Below are 17,155 nucleotides of genomic sequence, written 5' to 3' on the forward strand. Positions count from 1 at the left end.
TGATTCTGCTTTGATTGACCCTTGACTTTGATTCGAATAAGAGTGTTAGGATTGTCTTCTGTAGTGTCCTCTTCTGTTTTTGAAATATGGAGAAAAAGCCCTGCCAATTTCAGACTAACTTCTTCTTTTTGTGCTACTATTCTCATACGAGTATTTATTGTCATAGGAAAATAGCATTTAAAATGATTGACTTGGATGGAATGAAACACATTGAGCTGGAAATGATGAAAGAGATCCATGCTTTCTGTCAGGCTCACGGTATTACCTATTCTCTTGGGTATGGAACCCTTCTTGGCGCAGTACGCCATAAAGGTTTCATTCCTTGGGATGATGACATCGATATTCTCATGCCACGCCCTGATTATGATGCCTTCCGCCACTCCTTCCAAAGTGGAGATTACCAGGTGGTCTCTTCCTCCGACTCTGGATATTTCTACCCCTATGCCAAGGTGTATGACAAACGCACCTATCTTCAGGAAGATCTACGGTATACCTATCCAGATATGGGAGTGTTCATTGATATTTTTCCTGTTGACGGGCTCCCTGATGAGTATGATCAGCAAGTGCGACTGTATAAGAAGCAGAAATTTCTCTACAAGCTTCATATGAGCATGAAATACCGTTTTTCCCGAGAATGGAACGCTTCCAAGAATCTCCTGTTGTTACTTGCCCGAATGATCGCACTCTTCTTTCCGATAGGGAAAGTCATCAAGAAATTAGAACAGAACTATCTGCTTTTTGCTTATGAAGAGAAACCTCAAGTGGCAGTAATGCTCGGTGAAGTGAAATTGGTACCAATTTCTCGGTCATCTTTTGAGAGTCTGACCTTATTGGAGTTTGAGGATACTCAGTTCTATGCTATCGCCCAATATGAAAGCTATCTTTCTGGACTGTATGGGGATTACTTACAATTACCTCCACTTGCACAACAAGCTTCGGAGCACCGTTATACGGTGGGATGGAAACAAGAAAAATAGGAGTTATGGCTCATCTTTGGGCATTGTTCACAATGATGAGCCATTTTGGTATATACTCCAAATGATTTCATAGTTTATGTAATGAATTTGTTTTCAAGAATACATGGGTAACGGGAGAGTAGGATGCAAGCAATAATTTTGGCCGCAGGGATGGGCAAGAGGTTGAAGGACCTTACCGTAGACAATACCAAATGCATGGTGAAGGTTAACGGCGAGACACTCGTAGAGCGAGTGTTGCGACAACTCGATAGCCAAGGCTTGGATAGGATCGTCATAGTAGTTGGGTATATGGGCCAGAAACTGATGGATTATATCGGGACTCTGGGTATCTCCACCCCTATGGTATTTGTTGACAACCCGATCTATGACAAGACCAACAACATCTACTCGCTCTACCTGGCCAAGGAGTATCTCCTTGCAGAGGATACCCTGCTTCTTGAGTCTGACCTCATCATAGAGGATGGTGTGTTGGAAACCCTTATCGAAAACCCTTGTCCAAGCCTTGCTTTGGTCGCCAAATATGAAAGTTGGATGGACGGGACAGTCATTACCTTGGATGAGGACCAGAACATCATCAGCTTCTTGGACAAGAAGCATTTTCACTTTGGGGATGTCCAGCACTACTACAAGACAGTCAACATCTACAAGTTCAGCAAGAAGTTTTCCAACAGCCACTACGTTCCTTTTTTGGAGGCGTATAGCAAGGCCTTGGGAGACAATGAATATTACGAACAAGTACTAAAGGTCATTGCCCTGCTGGATAAGCCTGAGATCAAGGCCTTGGTCCTTGAAGGCAAGAAATGGTATGAGATCGATGACATCCAGGACCTCGATATTGCTGAGAGTATGTTTGCCGTTGACCCGTCTGACCGCTACAACAAGCTCTGTAGCCGGTATGGTGGCTACTGGAGATATCCAAACCTGTTGGATTACTGCTATCTGGTAAACCCCTATTACCCTCCTGCAAAGCTTGTTGATGAGATGCAAGCCAGTTTTGATGTCCTCCTTCGTGCATACCCTTCTGGGCAGAAGGTGAACAACCTCCTTGCTGCAAACTACTATGGCCTGCATGCAAGCAATGTCATGGTAGGAAACGGTGCTGCAGAGCTCATCAAGGGTATCATGGAAAGTACTGATGGGACGATCGGTATGGTATCACCATCATTCGATGAGTACCGAAATAGATGTAGTGCAGAACAGCTCTCTATCTTTACCATACAGAACAACGATTTCTCCTATACTGTTGATGATCTGATGGCCTTTTTTGCTGACAAGGGTCTTTCAACTCTCCTGCTTATCAACCCGGATAATCCTTCAGGAAACTACATCCCCTATAAGGATGTGCTTCGCCTTGTAGCATGGGCCAAAGAAAGGAACATCGTTCTCATCCTTGACGAATCATTCAGTGACTTTGTTGACTCCTCTGATGAAATATCCTTTCTTCAACAACAACTCCTCGTCAAATATCCCAACCTGGTTGTCATCAAGAGCATATCCAAATCGTACGGTGTCCCTGGGGTACGGTTAGGAATATTGGCTACAACCAATACTGATGTATTGGCCAAGGTTGCAAAAGAGGTCTCTATCTGGAACATCAACTCCTACGGGGAGTTCTTCATGCAGATCTGGAACAAGTACAAGGGCCACTATGAAGCCTCCTTGCAGGCGATCATCCGATCGAGGAAGAAATTGGTGCAGGATCTGGAGAAGATTGCGTACTTGAAAGTACTGCCATCCCAGGCCAACTACGTCATGTGTGAAGTTGTGGGAGGCAGGAAATCCTATGACTTGGCTGTTGAGCTATTTGCCAAGTACAACCTCTTTATCAAAGACCTCTCTACCAAGAAGGGGATTTCCCCAAGGCAGTTCATCAGGCTTGCAGTGAGAGATGAGGTCGATAACGGGAAGCTGGTTAAAGCGTTGCAGGAAATAGGTACGTAACAATAGAGTGGCGGACTGAAATCACAGAATAGGGAAATACCACCAAGGGGGAATCTGGCAACAGGTTCCCCCTTGGTGTCTAATAGCCTTATGTGTATCTGTCTTGGGTACCCCTAGAACCTACAGCAGCACCAGCTCAGCCTCGAACTCCCCGTCCAGGGGATGGATCTGGACCTCTGAGCCTCTTGCGCGAGGTGACCGCTCTCTGTGGCTATGCCAATAGCCAGACCTTCAGGAGGGCATTTAGGAAGTACTACGGGATGCTGCCTTCCGACTACCAGAAGACGGTTCTCTACAACCAGGCAACCTAGAGGGTGGGGACCAAGGACAAAGGGATAGGGAATTGAGAAAAGAACTGCGTAGGATAGCAAGGCTTTCCTACGCAGTACACCCTTTTGAAAGAGTGGCTATCAGGTTATGGAAGCCTCATAGATGGCCTTGATGGAAGAGCCAAGCATTGTATTGAACTCTGTATCTGTCTGCTGGGCATGGAGGTCCTGGGAGAGCGCTCTGGAGAAGCTGGCGATAAGGCCATGGTTTTTTTCAAGCAGGGCATTTGCCTCTTCCTGACTGTAGCCACCGGAGAGGGCTACAATGCGGACCATATGCTGTTCTTTCTGCAGGTCAGCATAGAAGTTGGGAACGGTGGGGATGGAGAGCTTGAGCATCACCTTGTCATCCTTGCCAAGAAGGGCCAGGTGTCTTGCAAGCTCCTGCTTGAGGATGCCCTCAGACTCCTGCTTGTCCTTGCTGTGGATGTCTACTTCCGGCTCGATGATGGGTACCAGGCCAGCCTTCAAAATGATCTTGGCCAGCTCAAACTGCTGGTCCACGATCTTCTTGATGCCTCTGGGATTCGCTGCCTTGATGACCGATCGCATCTTGGTGCCGAAGATCCCCAGTTTTACTGCACGGCTGAGAAGGGCATCCAAGTCTGGGATGGGCTTCATCAGCTGGACACCATCATTGAGGTCTGCCAGGCCCTTGTCTATCTTGAGGAAGGGGACAATTCTTTTGGTTTTCCAGAGGTACTCTGCTGTTGGAATGCCCTCTATGCTGCGGTCCATGGTGTCTTCAAACAGGATGGCACCGAGGATATGGTCTGAGGTAAATGCTGGGCTGGTGATGATGCGTGTGCGCATTGCATGCACAAGGGCAAACATCTCCTTGTCGCCTGAGTATGAGTCTTCGGAAATCCCGTATTGCAGGAGTGCCTTGGGAGTACTGCCACCACTTTGGTCCAATGCTGCGATAAAGCCATTTCCTGTCTTCATACGAGCGAGCTGTTCTGTGTTCATAGGTTCTCCTTATGTAACTGAAACTATTAAGTTGGTAACAATCTAATTGTACAGCATTGCTCTTGTTCCGGCAAGTGAGAGGCACCTTGATGGTTTCCTTGGCTTTACTGGACAAGCTCAACAAAACGTGAACATTTCCTAGATACTGGTTTCTCCTCTTCTTCTCCCTCTCCTCTATCTTGTGGAGCAGCATATATAGCCTGAGTATGCAATTGCCAATGTAGACATAGTGGGAGAGAATGACTGTATGTTCATGGTAAGGCACCGCACATGCTTTCCATAGGTGCCAAGGCTGTTTGCAGGGGAAGGGTATAGCATATGGAAAAGGTCTTCTTTCAGGGGGTGGTCCTCTCGGTCCAACCAAGGATTCGACTGCTTCGTTCGTTTGATGAATCATCACACACCTATCTGGGCTACGCCTTGGTTGTTTCTGATGAGACAACCAGACAGGATATGTCCATTGGCATCAGGGCAGGAGTGCAGGAGAAGCACCAGCTGAGGGTTGGGATGACTATCTCCGGCTATTGTGTGCCGGTTCTCGGCCCTCAGATGGAAACGGTAGCGTGCTATCGTGTCTCCAAGATGAAAGTCCTTGGGGAACAGCCATTGGAAAGCACCAATCCTCCTTGGAACCTGGTAGCCCCTCCCATCCCTGTCTATCGGGAGAGGGGGCCAAGAAGACTCTCTGTAAGGAGCTTTGAAACCAAATGCACCTCCTGCATGTGGGGCTGCAACATGGCAGTTGAGATCATCATCGACCAGTGGAATCCAGGAAAGAGAAAATACAGGGGTGAGACTTTCTGCTATGGACCGAAGAGCTGCAAGCCCAACCAGAAAGGTTCCTGGCCGAAATGGCATGGTGTATGAGGAAGGGCCTTGGGTGGATGAGATGCTCACTTCCCATAGGGAGGAGGATGAGTAGGGTCTTGGTGAGATTGGATATATTTCTGGCCCTTACTCAGAAGACGGACAAGCACAAACATGCTTCCCTCTTTTTATGAAGGAAACATGTTCTCTATTTTTGTGCAACCTAGATATGGAATTCAGGAAGGTACTCCTTCTGCAATTCCAGCATGTCATCGATGAGAGCCTCTGCCTTTGGGATGTCATCGACAGTAGGTTCTAGCAGTAGAGCCTGCAACAGGAGGTTTTTGGACCTCTCCTTGTAAGCCAGAACGGTGAGTTTTTGGATTGACATCTGTGTTCGGCACATTGAAGCCACCCCTTCAGGAAGGGCTGCAATGGGTTGGGGGTGGATACCCTTGCCATCGACAAGGATGGGGACCTCAACCACGCCATCTGGATTGAGATTGGGGATGAACAACCCTGTATTGATGAAATTCCCTGAAGGGAACTCTGTCGGGGTGTCATTGAGCATGGCAGCGATGATGGGCACTGCTATCTCCCTGGAAGCAACCAGTATGGATTCGATGGGGATGGTTCCGGAAAGATAGGGGGTGATGGTATCTATCTCAGACTTGTGCACGGCAGAGATGCTTCGGCTCTCCAATCCATGTTTCCATTTTCCCTGCATGTATGTGTATCCACAGGACATGAACTCTCCTGCATGTGTATTGTCTGGATAGGTCAGCATTCCATATATTCTCAGCAGGTCTCGTGTCAATGCAAACTCGGGTGAAGTATTTTCAGCAGATTTTTGCTTTACCAATGGATAGAGGTCCTTTCCAGATTTTGAATCAAGGATGCTTTGGATCCAGAAGAAATGGTTTATGCCGCCACCTCTCATGGTTACCGATTCCAAAGGCCGGTCAAGCATCCCACAGACAGCCTGAAGGGCATCATGCTGTCCATGACAAAGCCCGATGGCGTTGATATCTGTTAGTGTATTGATGGCCAACAACACCCTGCTTTCAGGGTTGGAGAAGTTGAACACCAATGCCCCGGGGCAAAGCCTCTCTATGTCCGAGCAGATACCCATGATGATGTGGATATTCCTGAGAGCATGAAAGAGGGCTCCTGGCCCCCCATTTTCGCCATATGCTTGCTTGAATCCATAGGAGTATGGGAGACGGAAGTCCTGCTCCCATAGTTCATACCGATGGTAGGAGACAGCAATGAATACATGGGTAGCTCCGATGAGGGCTTGAGCCCTGTCCATTGTTGCTGAGATTTTTACTTGGGTCTTTACCGCATCGGCAACAACGCGAGAGAATTTATACATCAGCTCGAGCTTTTGAGCATTGATATCCACAAGCACCAGTTCAACAGGTGTCTTGCCAAAGTTTTTCTCCAGAAGGATGTCAATGATTGACCGCCTCCCGAAGATTTGACTGCCTGCGCCAATTATTACAATTTTCAAAGCATACTCCTTCTTGTTGGCTCAAGGACGCCAAATTGTTGCTTCAATAGTCCGTTCAGTTTTTTTGTCATGACAAAAGTAGTAGATCGTTACGATGTCTCCATTTGGAACTTGATATGATCTTGTGTATCCAAGGTCCCAATGCCCGCCATCAGAACGGAGAATCCTCTCATCATTCCAGGAGAGCCCTCCATCATCACTGAGACGTGCAAAGATACCGTAAGGGAGGGTACGCATCCCGTAGGTAACACAGAGCCTCCCATCCTGGAGACGGAACAGGGAAGGAGGATTGCTCAAGCCTTCCCCCTCATATACGGAGGATCCAAGTTTCCAAGTCTTGCCTTCATCAGGAGAGAGGAAGGTGGAAAGTCCCCACTTGCCTTCACGTTGCCATCTTGCAGAGGTGAGGTAGCCATGTGCCCCCATCCTGAGCGTCGAAGGCATGATGACAAACCCTGCATGTTCACTATCAAGCCAAGAGAAGAAATTCCAGGAACCATCCCAGTATTTTGCACAAAAGATGTTCCCTTCTTCTCCATTGTCCTTATGGGCAGTGAAGAAGCCCGTGATGGATTGTTTTCCTTCGATGATGTAATCGATTCTTGGCTCAATGCAGCGGTCGGGAAAAAGTCGAATCTGGTAAGGACCTTTCCAGGTTTTACACCTATCAGAAGAGACATACTGGTACATTGTTCCTTTCTCAAGTTTGTTTGTCTCAAAGGAGATTGCTACGTCAACGCCGGAGAAGTCAAAGGTGGAGAGTTCGTTGCTATCGAGGACTGCCATTCCTTCAGTCTGGACCGATGGGCCTTCCTCTATCTTCCAGGTTCTCCCTCCATCGAGCGATCGGCCCTGGAGGTTCTGACGGGGTTTTGTCTTGTCTATTGCATGGTTCCCATCGTCGATAACCTTAAAGGCACAGCTCTGGAAACCTACTACGATTTCATTTCCCCATCCCCAGAGTCCATGGTTAGCAGGCCATCCACCAAACCGGCCAGGCTCAGAATATACTTCAATATGTTGCAAAATAGCTTCCTCCCAAAATTGCGTGTCTTGAGTAATATAGAAAACAATTCTACTATAACGTTTGAAAATGTCAATAAATATTACGAAAAATTATTTTATAAAATTATTATTGACAAGAGTATATTTCCATAATACTCTATTTAAACGTTTTAGATTGAGGGTAAAAATAGTGAGTACCTTGAAAGAAGTAGCTGACCATGCTGGTGTTTCGATCGCAACTGTATCCCTTGTATTGAATGGGAAAACAACGGTAAGTGAGGCTACCAGAGAAAAAGTCCTTGCGTGTATTGAGAGCCTGAACTATAGGCCCAACATGGTTGCCAGGGGGTTCAAAACGAAGAAGACCATGGCTATTGCTGTGTTGCTCCCCACTATAACCAATCCTATCTATGCGACCTTTATCCATACCGTTGAGTATCTTGCTCATGAGAACAACTATCAGGTCATCCTCTTCAGCTATGACCATGAGAACATACTCAGCAATTTTGACTATCTTACCGATTTGTACGACAGGATGGTCGATGGTATCATCATCTGCGGTATCCCACCCCTTCCTGCCCCCAATCATCTGAAAAAGGCAAAACAGATCATGCAAGCCTTCAGCGAAAGAAAGACTCCCTTTGTATTTTACAATGAAGAGGAACAGTTCTCAGTCTTTCTGGACACTTTTGGAATTCCAAAGGATGATGGCAATTTCATGCTCCTTAAGATAGACCGAGAGCAAGCGGTCTATGAAGCGGTAAAACATCTGATATGCTCCGGTCATACCCGGATCGGATTCATCGGTGAAGGGGTGGTGAATACCTATCCCCAGAATATCCCCTACCAGAAGAAGCTTTCCGGATACAAAAGGGCACTGGCAGAGGCAGCAATCCCATTCTCCAGTGAACTGATCATCACAGGCACAGACGGGTATCAGGGAGGATCGGACTGCTTTGCACACCTTTCATCCTTGAAGAACCCTCCTACTGCATATGTGGGTACTGGAGACACCATCTCCCTTGGTATCCTTTCGGCGGCAACGAAGTCAGGTTTCTCTGTCCCTGGCGAGGTATCGGTCATCGGATTCGACAATATCTTGGAAGCATCTTTTTGGAATCCCAAGCTGTCCACAATTTCGGTACCCATCAAGGACATCGGAAAGGCGGCATTTACAAATCTGTTGTTGCTTATGGGAGGAGGGACAGTGCCGTTTACCATCAAGTCATTCGACACTGAGCTCATCATCAGAGAATCATCACACTAAGGAAAGCAGTACATGGCTAATAAACAACTCCATAAAAAAGCTACCCAGGATTCACTCCTGAAAGATCTGATAAAGTACCGCTGGATCTACATCCTTGCACTGCCGGGGTTGCTCTATCTGCTCGTATTCAAGTATGTGCCGATGTATGGGGTAACCGTTGCATTCAAGGATTACTCTTCCAGGCTTGGTATCCTTCAAAGCCCTTGGGTTGGCATGAAGCACTTCATGCGATTGTTCGCAAGCCGTGATTTTGCTATCTTGCTGAAAAATACCCTGTTTTTGAATGTCTATAAAATTGCTGTGATGACTCCCTTGGCGATGGTGTTCGCACTCTGCCTGAATGCAATCCGTAATGTGTATACGAAAAGGATAATGCAGACCATCTCGTACTTTCCTCACTTTCTTTCTTGGGTGGTGATATCAGGAATTACATTCCAGCTTTTTTCTCCATATTCTGGGACGTTGAACCAGATATTGATAAAGCTGGGCATGCAACCAATGACTTTTCTGAGCAGCCCAAAAAGCTTCAAGACCATGCTTGTAGTCTTTGGGGCTTGGAAAGAGCTGGGGTGGGCTTCGATCATTTACCTTGCAGCCCTTTCAGGGATCAACACTGAGTTGTATGAAGCTGCCCAGATCGATGGTGCCTCAAAGCTGAGGAAGACTTGGCACATCACCATGCCAGCGCTCATACCGACCATGGTTACCCTGCTTTTGATCGATATTGGAAGGATCATGAGTGTAGGATTCGAGCAGGTCTATGTCTATTTGAATCCCATCCTCTATGAGAAGGGTGATGTATTTGCCACCTATGTCTATCGTGTTGGGCTAGGGCAAGGAAAGTTCAGCTATACAACGGCAGTGGAACTTTTCAATACCATGATCGGGTTGGTGTTGTTGGTTGTCGCGAACAAGATCAGCAAGAGATTGACTGAGGAGAGTCTTTGGTAAAATGAAAGCATACAAAGAAACCGGTGCAGAAAAAGCCTTTACGATACTCAACCTAACTCTGCTTTCTCTATTTTCGCTTACTATCTTGTATCCTTTTGCACATGTGGCATCCAGTGCCTTAAGTGCAAATGACGCTGTTCTTGGTGGCATGGTTACGTTTTTCCCTGTCAGACCTACTACTGAGGCCCTCAGGCAACTGTTGGTGCATAGGGGGTACCAGAGTGCCATGGCCAACACGGTATTCATTACCTGTGTAGGGACGCTGATGAATCTGTTTGTCACGGCCATGTTGGCATATCCGCTTTCCCGGAAGAACCTCCGCTTTTCAAAGGTCTTGAATATCCTGGTGCTGCTACCGATGTTTTTTTCCGGTGGTATGATCCCTACCTATCTGGTGGTAAGCACCCTCAAGTTGACGGATACCTACTGGGCATACCTACTTCCGTCGTTGGTTTCCCCTTTCTACTGTCTGCTACTCCGCAATTTCTTTGCCTCCATCCCGAAGGAACTGGAGGAGTCTGCGATCATCGATGGAGCCGGGTATGGAAGGGTCTTGTTGCAGATCATCATGCCTCTCTCCATGGCAGCAATTGCGACTATTGCCCTGTTCTATGCAGTGGATCATTGGAACGTCTTCTTGGGTGGCATCATGTATATCAACGACCGCAAGCTTTGGACCTTGCAGATGTTCCTGAGGGAAATGATCTCACAATCTGAGCATGCTTCAGAATTGGCGGAGGGTGGTTCGGCCTTCGTTTCGCTGGAATCGCTTCGTATGGCGGCAATCCTTGTGAGTATCTTACCGATTCTTTGTGTATATCCCTTTGTCCAAAAATATTTTGTCAAAGGTGTGATGGTAGGTTCTGTGAAAGGATGAGTGTAGCTCATCCAATGTATTGGAATACCCCAAAAGGGGTAAAAGGAGAGAACTATGAAGAGGAGTGTAGTATTACTGGGTTTGATGTTGCTTCTGATAACTCCAAACCTCACTGCTGCTGGAACTCAGGAGAAAAAACCTGCGGTTTCTGCAGGACCGCAGAAAGTCGTTATCTTCAACACAAGGCCAAGTAAGGAGAAGTTGCCGGAGGGAGTTGATTTCAACAACAACCCCTATATCAATTTCATCAGGGAGTCGAGTGGGATCGACCCTGTTTTCCTGAGACCTGAGGCCTCAACCTATTATGATAAGTTGAACCTCATCATGTCGTCAAAAAACATGCCGGACCTGGTCCAAGGAAGGTTCGAGGATTTATACAGGTATGCAAAAGAAGGGCTTCTTGTTCCGCTTGACGATCTACTCGCCAAATATGGCAAGGACATCCTTGAAGGGATGCCAGAGAATGCTTGGCAGCATGTCAAGGTCGATGGTAAGATCTACGGGATCCCCTCTGTCTACTTCTACCCCGTGGAAGGAAAGGACAGCATTCCTAACCGAGTACTCTGGGTACGCCGTGATTGGAGCGACAAGCTCGGGATTGCAGAACCAAAGACCTTACCAGAATTCACAGAAATGCTGAGAGCCTTTACCTTCAATGATCCTGATGGAAATGGGAAAAAGGATACGCTGGGAATCAGTGGGTACATGGCCAGTGGTGAGCTCAGGGGCCTTGATTCGATCTTTGGCGCCTTCGGGGTGATCCAGTATGGTTCAACCTGGTCTGAAGTCAACGGGAAAGTGGTCTATAACCCGACAAAACCAGAAATGAAAGATGCCTTGGCATATCTCAATTCCCTATACAAGGAAGGCATTCTGGATCCTGAATTCTATATGCTCAATAGCTCCCAGTGGATGGAACGGGTATACCAAGGAAAGATTGGGGTCTGGCAGGGTTCCTGGTGGGAACCCGAACAGAGAACAACCTCCATTCTGCAAAACACTGGGGTGAAACCGATGGTGGGTGGACTTATGAAGCCGATCCATGCTCCAATTGGACCAAAAGGACTGAAAGGAAACTCTGCATCCCTTGCCTTGAGCGAAGGTGTATATTTCATCACAGTCGACAGTAAGGATCCATCCGTACCGGTAAAGCTATTCAATTGGCTTTTCAGTCCAGCAGGAAGGGACTATGACTTTGGTTTTAAGGGAATCAACTTTGATCTGATCGACGGAGTGCGGACTCGCAGTGTCACCAATCCCCCTGATATCTACCGAAGGTTGTACCATTTCAGCTACGTTCCCTGGTCTGAAGAGGAGTTCAAGCTCAATGCCTTGGATGAGGTAAAGCACGATAAGGATCTCTTTGAGTTTGCCTGGGAGGCTCTCAAGGTATCTGCCGATGATGCAGTCACCTCGGCCATTCCCTACTACAAGTCTGATTCTCTGCTCGAGTTTGGCCCAGAACTACAAAAGTTATGGATCGAATATGCGGTGAAGATCATTATCGGAGAGTATCCGCTTTCGGAATGGGATACGTTTGTACAGCTTTGGAACAAGAATGGTGGTGAGGCCATTACGAGAGAAATGAACGAATATTACGCCTCTACCCGCTAATACTCTTTTTTCAAAGTGAATCCCCTGCCAGATACAAGGCAGGGGATTCGTTACGTTTGCCCAGCATGGGCAATAACTAGGTGGTGAAAGTCCACTGTGGATGCGGTACTGCCAAGGGCAGAACCACTAGCCTAAGGCAAGTGCAAGCATGCGAGTGTTTGTGCGGATGAAGGCATTGTTCTGGTTACAGACAGAAGCAAGTCAGGAAAATCATATGCCGAAAGAAATAAGATATCTCATGTAGCCTTGGACAGCAAGACAGAGTCAAGATATGGAAGTTATAACCTCCAGACAATAAACAATTTTCACTCCTTGCTTGTTGAGATTGTTACTTCAAGGAGAAGCTTTGCAACCAAGTACAGTGAGGTATATCTTGCCTGGATCTCCTGGCAGACTAGGATGAAAGGACTGACTGTACAAGAAAGAGTCTCTGCTTTAAAAGCAATGGCACCAGCTAGGGGTAGGACGGTCTTGGTCAAGGATATCATAAAGAAGGAATTCCCTGTTGAATTGAGAAGCTAGAGGTAGAGTTCTGTAGGCAAAGATGGCATTTCACTGCTAGGACTGAAAAGAGCCAAGATTTTTCACTTTTACTCTTGAAAGCCGAGGAGAAAGAAAATGCTTCCCTCTTTGTATGAAGGAAGCATGTTCTTTGTTCAAGTGTCATCTGTTGCCTACTGTCTTATACCTACTGCCTCTTCTCTGCTCCCTTACGGCCTGAGGGCAAACTCCACCATGTGCTGCTTGGCACTGGCGATGTTGCCCCTCTCCATGGCCCTCTTAACCTTGGCGAGGATCTGCTGGCCCTCAAGGGCGGAGAGCGGATCCTTTTCCGTGGCCTGGGCTAGGCTGATGCTCAAATCCAAAACCCCATAGGCGGCCTGGATGTTTCCCATCTGGATGTTCTCTATCAGGGCAGAGTCGAGGATCTCCAGCAGGAAGGGGGTGGTAACTATAGACTGCTCTTCATCAAGCAAAAGATAGTGTGGTGTATATCGCATGGCTTATATCCTTTGTACAACAAGCGGCTTCTCCACCGAATGTGAAGGTTGCCGCTTGCTATGCTACCAATATCGACATAAACACCTATTTTTTCAAGTAGTAACAGTGCGTATTGCTATCATTTCCTAATAAGGTCAGAGTTTCACTCTTTCCATCCTTGCTTGCGGAGTAGAGCAGCTTGCAAGGCAGCAGTGTCGAACCAGCCTTCATGAGGAATCCATACCCCTCCTGGTAGGTCAGCTGAACGAGCATCGGTGCATTTCTGGGGATGTAGAGGCTTGCGCTGACCGAGGTGGAATCCTCTCTTTTCTGTTCGATGACGATCTTCTCGATGGTCTGGCCACCTATCTCCGGTAGGGTGGGTACCCCCTCAGCCGTATCAAGGAGCCAGGTGGAGTTGTACATCTTCTCGAATGAGGCCTTGGCCTCTTCCTGGGTAGGTGGGCTGACAGGTTGGTAACTGCAGCCGTAGCAACTGAAGGCGAGGAAGAACACCAAGGTGGTTGCACATGCGCTGATCATGGCAACATGGGGTTTTGTCAGCTTGAGCTTCTTCTTCGTCTGAACTTCGTTCTTCTCGTTCTCGCTTATGTTTGTTCCTTCTTGCATGCAATCTCTCCTTTCTGGTTTTCTGTAGGAAAGTGTCAGATGGAAACGTGGTTTTGCATACTTATATAAGAAATCCCCTCTCCTGTGCCTTTGTCGGTGGTTTTTCCCTTGCAACTTGTCCACACATTTTTGTTGACGACATAAAAACCATGAGCTAGGATATATTCACTGATTAAATGATTAATCAATCTTAAGGAGGAACTATGAAAAAGATCCATTCACAGGGGGCAAAACGTGCCTTCGCCATGCTTTTGGTCTTCGGCCTCATTCTCGGGATGGCCTTTTCCCAAGGCGCGAAAGAGAGTGCCACCACACCGACCGGACCGGTTTCCTTGACCATCGCTACATGGACAAGCAACCCCGACCAGATTGCTCTTCTGGATTCGTTTGTCCAGGGCTTTGCAAAGTCCAAGGGCATTGAGATCAAGGCAAACTTTGAATCAATCCCCTTCGGCGAATACAACACCAAGCTCTCCCTCGAACTGCAGAGCGCCGGCGGACCGGACATCTTCTGGGTCCTGGAGACCGCTGCCCCTGCCTTCATTGAGTCAGGATTGCTCGCCAAGCTTGACCAGGCAATGAAAGCCTATGACCCTGAGGATATCTCAGCCGATGCACTGGCCCTCTGGAGCAAGGCTGGCAGTGTCTATGCCATCCCATTCTCCACTTCCCCCTTCTTTATCCTCTACAACAAGGACCTGTTCCTCAAAGCAGGGGCCAAGACACCTGATGACCTCATTGCAGAGGGTGCCTGGAACTGGGATACCTTCAGATCTGTGAGCAAGCAGGTCAAGGACAAGACCGGGGTGTGGGCCCTGCAGACTGTCGACGGCCAGGGCTATGATGCACGAGTCCTGCACAACCTCGCCCCTATCGTACGCTCGTACGGCGGTGACTTCTGGACCGATGACGGCAAGATCCTCATCAACAAGAGTGAGTCCGTGGCTGCTGTCCAGCTCTTCCACGACATGGTCTATGTGGACCAGTCGGTTGTTCCTCCAGGGAACCAGAGCGACTTCTTCTCAGGCAGTGCTGCCATGACCATTGGACAGGTCTCCAGGATTTCCAAGCTCGACGGCGCTTCCTTTGCATGGGGCCTTGCCCCAATGCCTTCAGGGCCCAAGGGAGAGGCTCCTGTCATCGGCCAGGCCGCCATTGGTGCACACGCCAAGGGCAAGCAGGTTGCCTTGGCAAGTGAGCTGGTCGCATACATGACCAACAAGAGCTCCGTTGCCGCCATGGCAGGCATCTGGCCTCCAGCCAGAAAGTCCGTGCTCGATTCCGAGGCGTTCTTGAGCTCCAACCCAAAGGTGACTCCCTCCCAGATGGCAATGGCCGTAGGCACTTCCATCAAGACTGGCCGGGTACTGCCTTCCCATGTAAAGTATCCTCAGATCGAAGTTGAGTCCAAGATGAGCTTTGACAAGCTTTGGCAGCCCAATGCCAATGTCCAGTCCATTTTGAATGAAGTCGCTGCTGTGTATGCCAAGTACATCAAATAACTGACCGCATAAGGAGCCAGGACGAAATGAAACAACAGTCCTTACGATCGATACATCGACGGGAAGCCATCATCGGATGGGCGTTCGTCACCCCGCAGATGGCAGGATTTGTCATTTTCGTCCTGCTCCCACTGTTTTCAGTCTTCTTGTATGGGATGCAGGAGAAGAACCTGCTTTTCGGGACAACCACCTTTATTGGGTTGACCAACTATGGGAACCTGTTCAAGGATCCTCTGTTCATCAAGTCCTTGGTGAATACGTTGATCTTCAGCGCAGGGGTTGTTCCCATGAACCTGATCTTCTCCCTGATGCTCGCCCTCTACCTGGGAGGTGGAAGGAATGGTACGAAATTCGTGCGGAGCATCATCTTTCTGCCAGTGATCACCTCAGGCGTTGCCTGGGCCATTGTATGGCGCTACCTTTTGCAAGGGGGGACTGCCGGTCCGGTGAACTGGCTTTTGGCCCACATCGGCATTGAAGGACCCAACTGGCTCTACGCCAAGGGGTGGGCGATGGCCAGTGTCATCGTGACACGGGTCATGAAGAACCTGGGCATGAACGTGCTGATCTTCATGGGTGCTGTGCTGAATATGCCAGGGGATGTCATCGAGGCAGCCCAGATCGATGGGGCAAGAGGGTGGACCCTCTTTGCAAAGATAAAGCTGCCGCTTCTCATGCCTACGGTCATGATGGTCACCATCGTGACGGTCATCGGGTCGATGCGTGTCTTTGATACCATCAAGCTCATGACCGACGGAGGTCCTGAGGGTTCTACGATGGTGATGGTCTACTACATCTACCACCAGGCCTTCAAGATGTTTGAGACGGGATATGCCTCAGCCATTGCTGTGACGCTTTTCCTGATCGTCCTACTCCTTACTGCCCTGCAGTGGTTTTCCAGAAAGAGGATATCCTATTATGAATCATAAGAGTCTTGCCAAGAAGATTCCCTACTGGGCACTGCTTGTGGCCCTCACCATCCTGTTTGTCTATCCTTTCTGGTGGATGCTGGTCAACTCACTCAATACGAGTGCCGAAATCTTTGGGCCTCCCAAGTTGCTGCCAAAAAGCTGGGCATTCGTGAACTACCACGACATCTTTACCGTCCAGCCTTTCGCCCGCCATTACGCCAACACCATGTTGGTTGCCCTCGTCGGGACCCTGGGCAATGTGTTTGTCTCTGCCATGGCAGGGTACTCGTTTGCCCGCATGCGCTTCCCCGGCCGCAATGCAGCCTTCCTGCTCTTGCTCACCGCCCTGATGATGCCCATTGAGGTTACCATCATCCCCCTGTTCTTCCAGATGCGCACATTCGGGGCCCTCGACACCCTGACGCCGCTGATGCTGCTGCCCATCTTCGGCAGCCAAGGGGCCTTCTCGGCCTTCATGTTGAGGCAGTTCTATGTGACCGTCCCCAATGAGCTTGAGGAGGCAGCCCGTATCGATGGGCTGAATCCCTTCTCCATCTTCACCAAGATCATGCTGCCGATAGCAGTTCCCGTTCTCAGCTCGGTTGGCATCCTTGCGTTCATAGCGATCTGGAACACCTATCTCGAGCCCTTGGTTTTCCTCAGGAGCATCGAGAACTATACGCTTCCCCTGTCGCTCACCAATTTCAATGACACCTATGGCCTTCCCCAGTGGAATCTCCAGCTAGCGGCAACCACGCTCTCGATTTTCCCCATCATGGTTGTCTATCTCTTCTTCCAACAGAAGGTCTCCAATGCTATGGTAAACTCTGGTCTGAAGTAAAGCTTCAAGTAACTCTATGACGTTCGTATCCAAGGAGTGT

Annotated in this window: 17 protein-coding genes; 12 read left to right on the plus strand and 5 right to left on the minus strand. The window is 48.5% G+C overall.

Features of this window, described 5'->3' with window-relative positions:
• Positions 1 to 182 precede the first annotated feature (182 nt).
• The 3 genes from ROJ03_RS06505 to ROJ03_RS06515 all read left to right on the plus strand — a co-directional run bounded on the left by ROJ03_RS06505 (position 183) and on the right by ROJ03_RS06515 (position 3,229).
• Positions 183 to 977, plus strand: a complete 795-nt coding sequence (locus ROJ03_RS06505; RefSeq protein ID WP_313726198.1) for a LicD family protein — start codon at positions 183 to 185, stop codon at positions 975 to 977.
• A gap of 123 nt (positions 978 to 1,100) precedes the next feature.
• Entirely contained in the window at positions 1,101 to 2,918 is a 1,818-nt protein-coding gene (locus ROJ03_RS06510; RefSeq protein WP_313726199.1) for an aminotransferase class I/II-fold pyridoxal phosphate-dependent enzyme, read from the plus strand.
• Positions 2,919 to 3,010: 92 nt separating this feature from the next.
• Positions 3,011 to 3,229 carry an AraC family transcriptional regulator gene (locus tag ROJ03_RS06515; RefSeq protein WP_313726200.1) on the plus strand — a complete coding sequence of 73 codons (219 nt, stop codon included), beginning with the start codon at positions 3,011 to 3,013 and terminating at the stop codon, positions 3,227 to 3,229.
• A gap of 99 nt (positions 3,230 to 3,328) precedes the next feature.
• Here ROJ03_RS06515 and ROJ03_RS06520 read toward each other — a convergent pair whose 3' ends face one another.
• The gene (locus ROJ03_RS06520) at positions 3,329 to 4,216 is read right to left on the minus strand and encodes a fructose bisphosphate aldolase (protein ID WP_313726201.1); all 888 of its coding nucleotides are present in this window, start codon (positions 4,214 to 4,216) and stop codon (positions 3,329 to 3,331) included.
• Positions 4,217 to 4,534: 318 nt separating this feature from the next.
• Here ROJ03_RS06520 and ROJ03_RS06525 point away from each other — a divergent pair, with 318 nt between their 5' ends.
• Positions 4,535 to 5,083, plus strand: a complete 549-nt coding sequence (locus ROJ03_RS06525; RefSeq protein WP_313726202.1) for a hypothetical protein — start codon at positions 4,535 to 4,537, stop codon at positions 5,081 to 5,083.
• A gap of 163 nt (positions 5,084 to 5,246) precedes the next feature.
• Here the strand turns inward: ROJ03_RS06525 and ROJ03_RS06530 are convergent, their stop codons facing one another.
• Positions 5,247 to 6,536 carry a hypothetical protein gene (locus ROJ03_RS06530; RefSeq protein WP_313726203.1) on the minus strand — a complete coding sequence of 430 codons (1,290 nt, stop codon included), beginning with the start codon at positions 6,534 to 6,536 and terminating at the stop codon, positions 5,247 to 5,249.
• Positions 6,537 to 6,557: 21 nt separating this feature from the next.
• On the minus strand, positions 6,558 to 7,562 hold the full coding sequence (locus ROJ03_RS06535) for a hypothetical protein (protein WP_313726204.1): 1,005 nt from the start codon (positions 7,560 to 7,562) through the stop codon (positions 6,558 to 6,560).
• Positions 7,563 to 7,740: 178 nt separating this feature from the next.
• Here ROJ03_RS06535 and ROJ03_RS06540 point away from each other — a divergent pair, with 178 nt between their 5' ends.
• The 5 genes from ROJ03_RS06540 (at position 7,741) to ROJ03_RS06560 (ending at position 12,772) form a co-directional block, all read left to right on the plus strand.
• Positions 7,741 to 8,808, plus strand: coding sequence for a LacI family DNA-binding transcriptional regulator (locus tag ROJ03_RS06540; RefSeq protein ID WP_313726205.1), 1,068 nt, complete (start codon positions 7,741 to 7,743; stop codon positions 8,806 to 8,808).
• Between the two features lie 12 nt (positions 8,809 to 8,820).
• On the plus strand, positions 8,821 to 9,759 hold the full coding sequence (locus ROJ03_RS06545) for an ABC transporter permease subunit (protein ID WP_313726206.1): 939 nt from the start codon (positions 8,821 to 8,823) through the stop codon (positions 9,757 to 9,759).
• Between the two features lies 1 nt (position 9,760).
• A complete protein-coding gene (locus ROJ03_RS06550) occupies positions 9,761 to 10,636 on the plus strand; it encodes a carbohydrate ABC transporter permease (RefSeq protein WP_313726207.1) in 876 nt (291 codons plus the stop codon).
• A 54-nt stretch (positions 10,637 to 10,690) separates the two neighbouring features.
• Positions 10,691 to 12,250, plus strand: a complete 1,560-nt coding sequence (locus ROJ03_RS06555) for an extracellular solute-binding protein (protein ID WP_313726208.1) — start codon at positions 10,691 to 10,693, stop codon at positions 12,248 to 12,250.
• A 246-nt stretch (positions 12,251 to 12,496) separates the two neighbouring features.
• On the plus strand, positions 12,497 to 12,772 hold the full coding sequence (locus tag ROJ03_RS06560; protein WP_313726209.1) for a hypothetical protein: 276 nt from the start codon (positions 12,497 to 12,499) through the stop codon (positions 12,770 to 12,772).
• A 188-nt stretch (positions 12,773 to 12,960) separates the two neighbouring features.
• Here ROJ03_RS06560 and ROJ03_RS06565 read toward each other — a convergent pair whose 3' ends face one another.
• A complete protein-coding gene (locus tag ROJ03_RS06565; RefSeq protein WP_313726210.1) occupies positions 12,961 to 13,251 on the minus strand; it encodes a hypothetical protein in 291 nt (96 codons plus the stop codon).
• An 85-nt stretch (positions 13,252 to 13,336) separates the two neighbouring features.
• The gene (locus ROJ03_RS06570; protein ID WP_313726211.1) at positions 13,337 to 13,861 is read right to left on the minus strand and encodes a hypothetical protein; all 525 of its coding nucleotides are present in this window, start codon (positions 13,859 to 13,861) and stop codon (positions 13,337 to 13,339) included.
• Between the two features lie 203 nt (positions 13,862 to 14,064).
• Between ROJ03_RS06570 and ROJ03_RS06575 the strand changes: the two genes are divergently transcribed.
• The 3 genes from ROJ03_RS06575 to ROJ03_RS06585 are packed head-to-tail and all read left to right on the plus strand — an operon-like array spanning position 14,065 to position 17,115.
• Complete coding sequence (locus ROJ03_RS06575) at positions 14,065 to 15,363, plus strand: sugar ABC transporter substrate-binding protein (RefSeq protein WP_313726212.1); 1,299 nt, start codon at positions 14,065 to 14,067, stop codon at positions 15,361 to 15,363.
• 26 nt (positions 15,364 to 15,389) lie between these two features.
• Positions 15,390 to 16,292, plus strand: coding sequence for a sugar ABC transporter permease (locus ROJ03_RS06580; protein WP_313726213.1), 903 nt, complete (start codon positions 15,390 to 15,392; stop codon positions 16,290 to 16,292).
• Positions 16,282 to 17,115: a carbohydrate ABC transporter permease gene (locus ROJ03_RS06585; protein ID WP_313726214.1), complete on the plus strand. Its 834-nt coding sequence runs from the start codon at positions 16,282 to 16,284 to the stop codon at positions 17,113 to 17,115. Before ROJ03_RS06580 ends, ROJ03_RS06585 begins: the two co-directional genes overlap by 11 nt.
• Positions 17,116 to 17,155 lie beyond the last annotated feature (40 nt).

The organism is Sphaerochaeta sp. PS (assembly GCF_032144095.1).
Lineage (GTDB): Bacteria > Spirochaetota > Spirochaetia > Sphaerochaetales > Sphaerochaetaceae > Sphaerochaeta.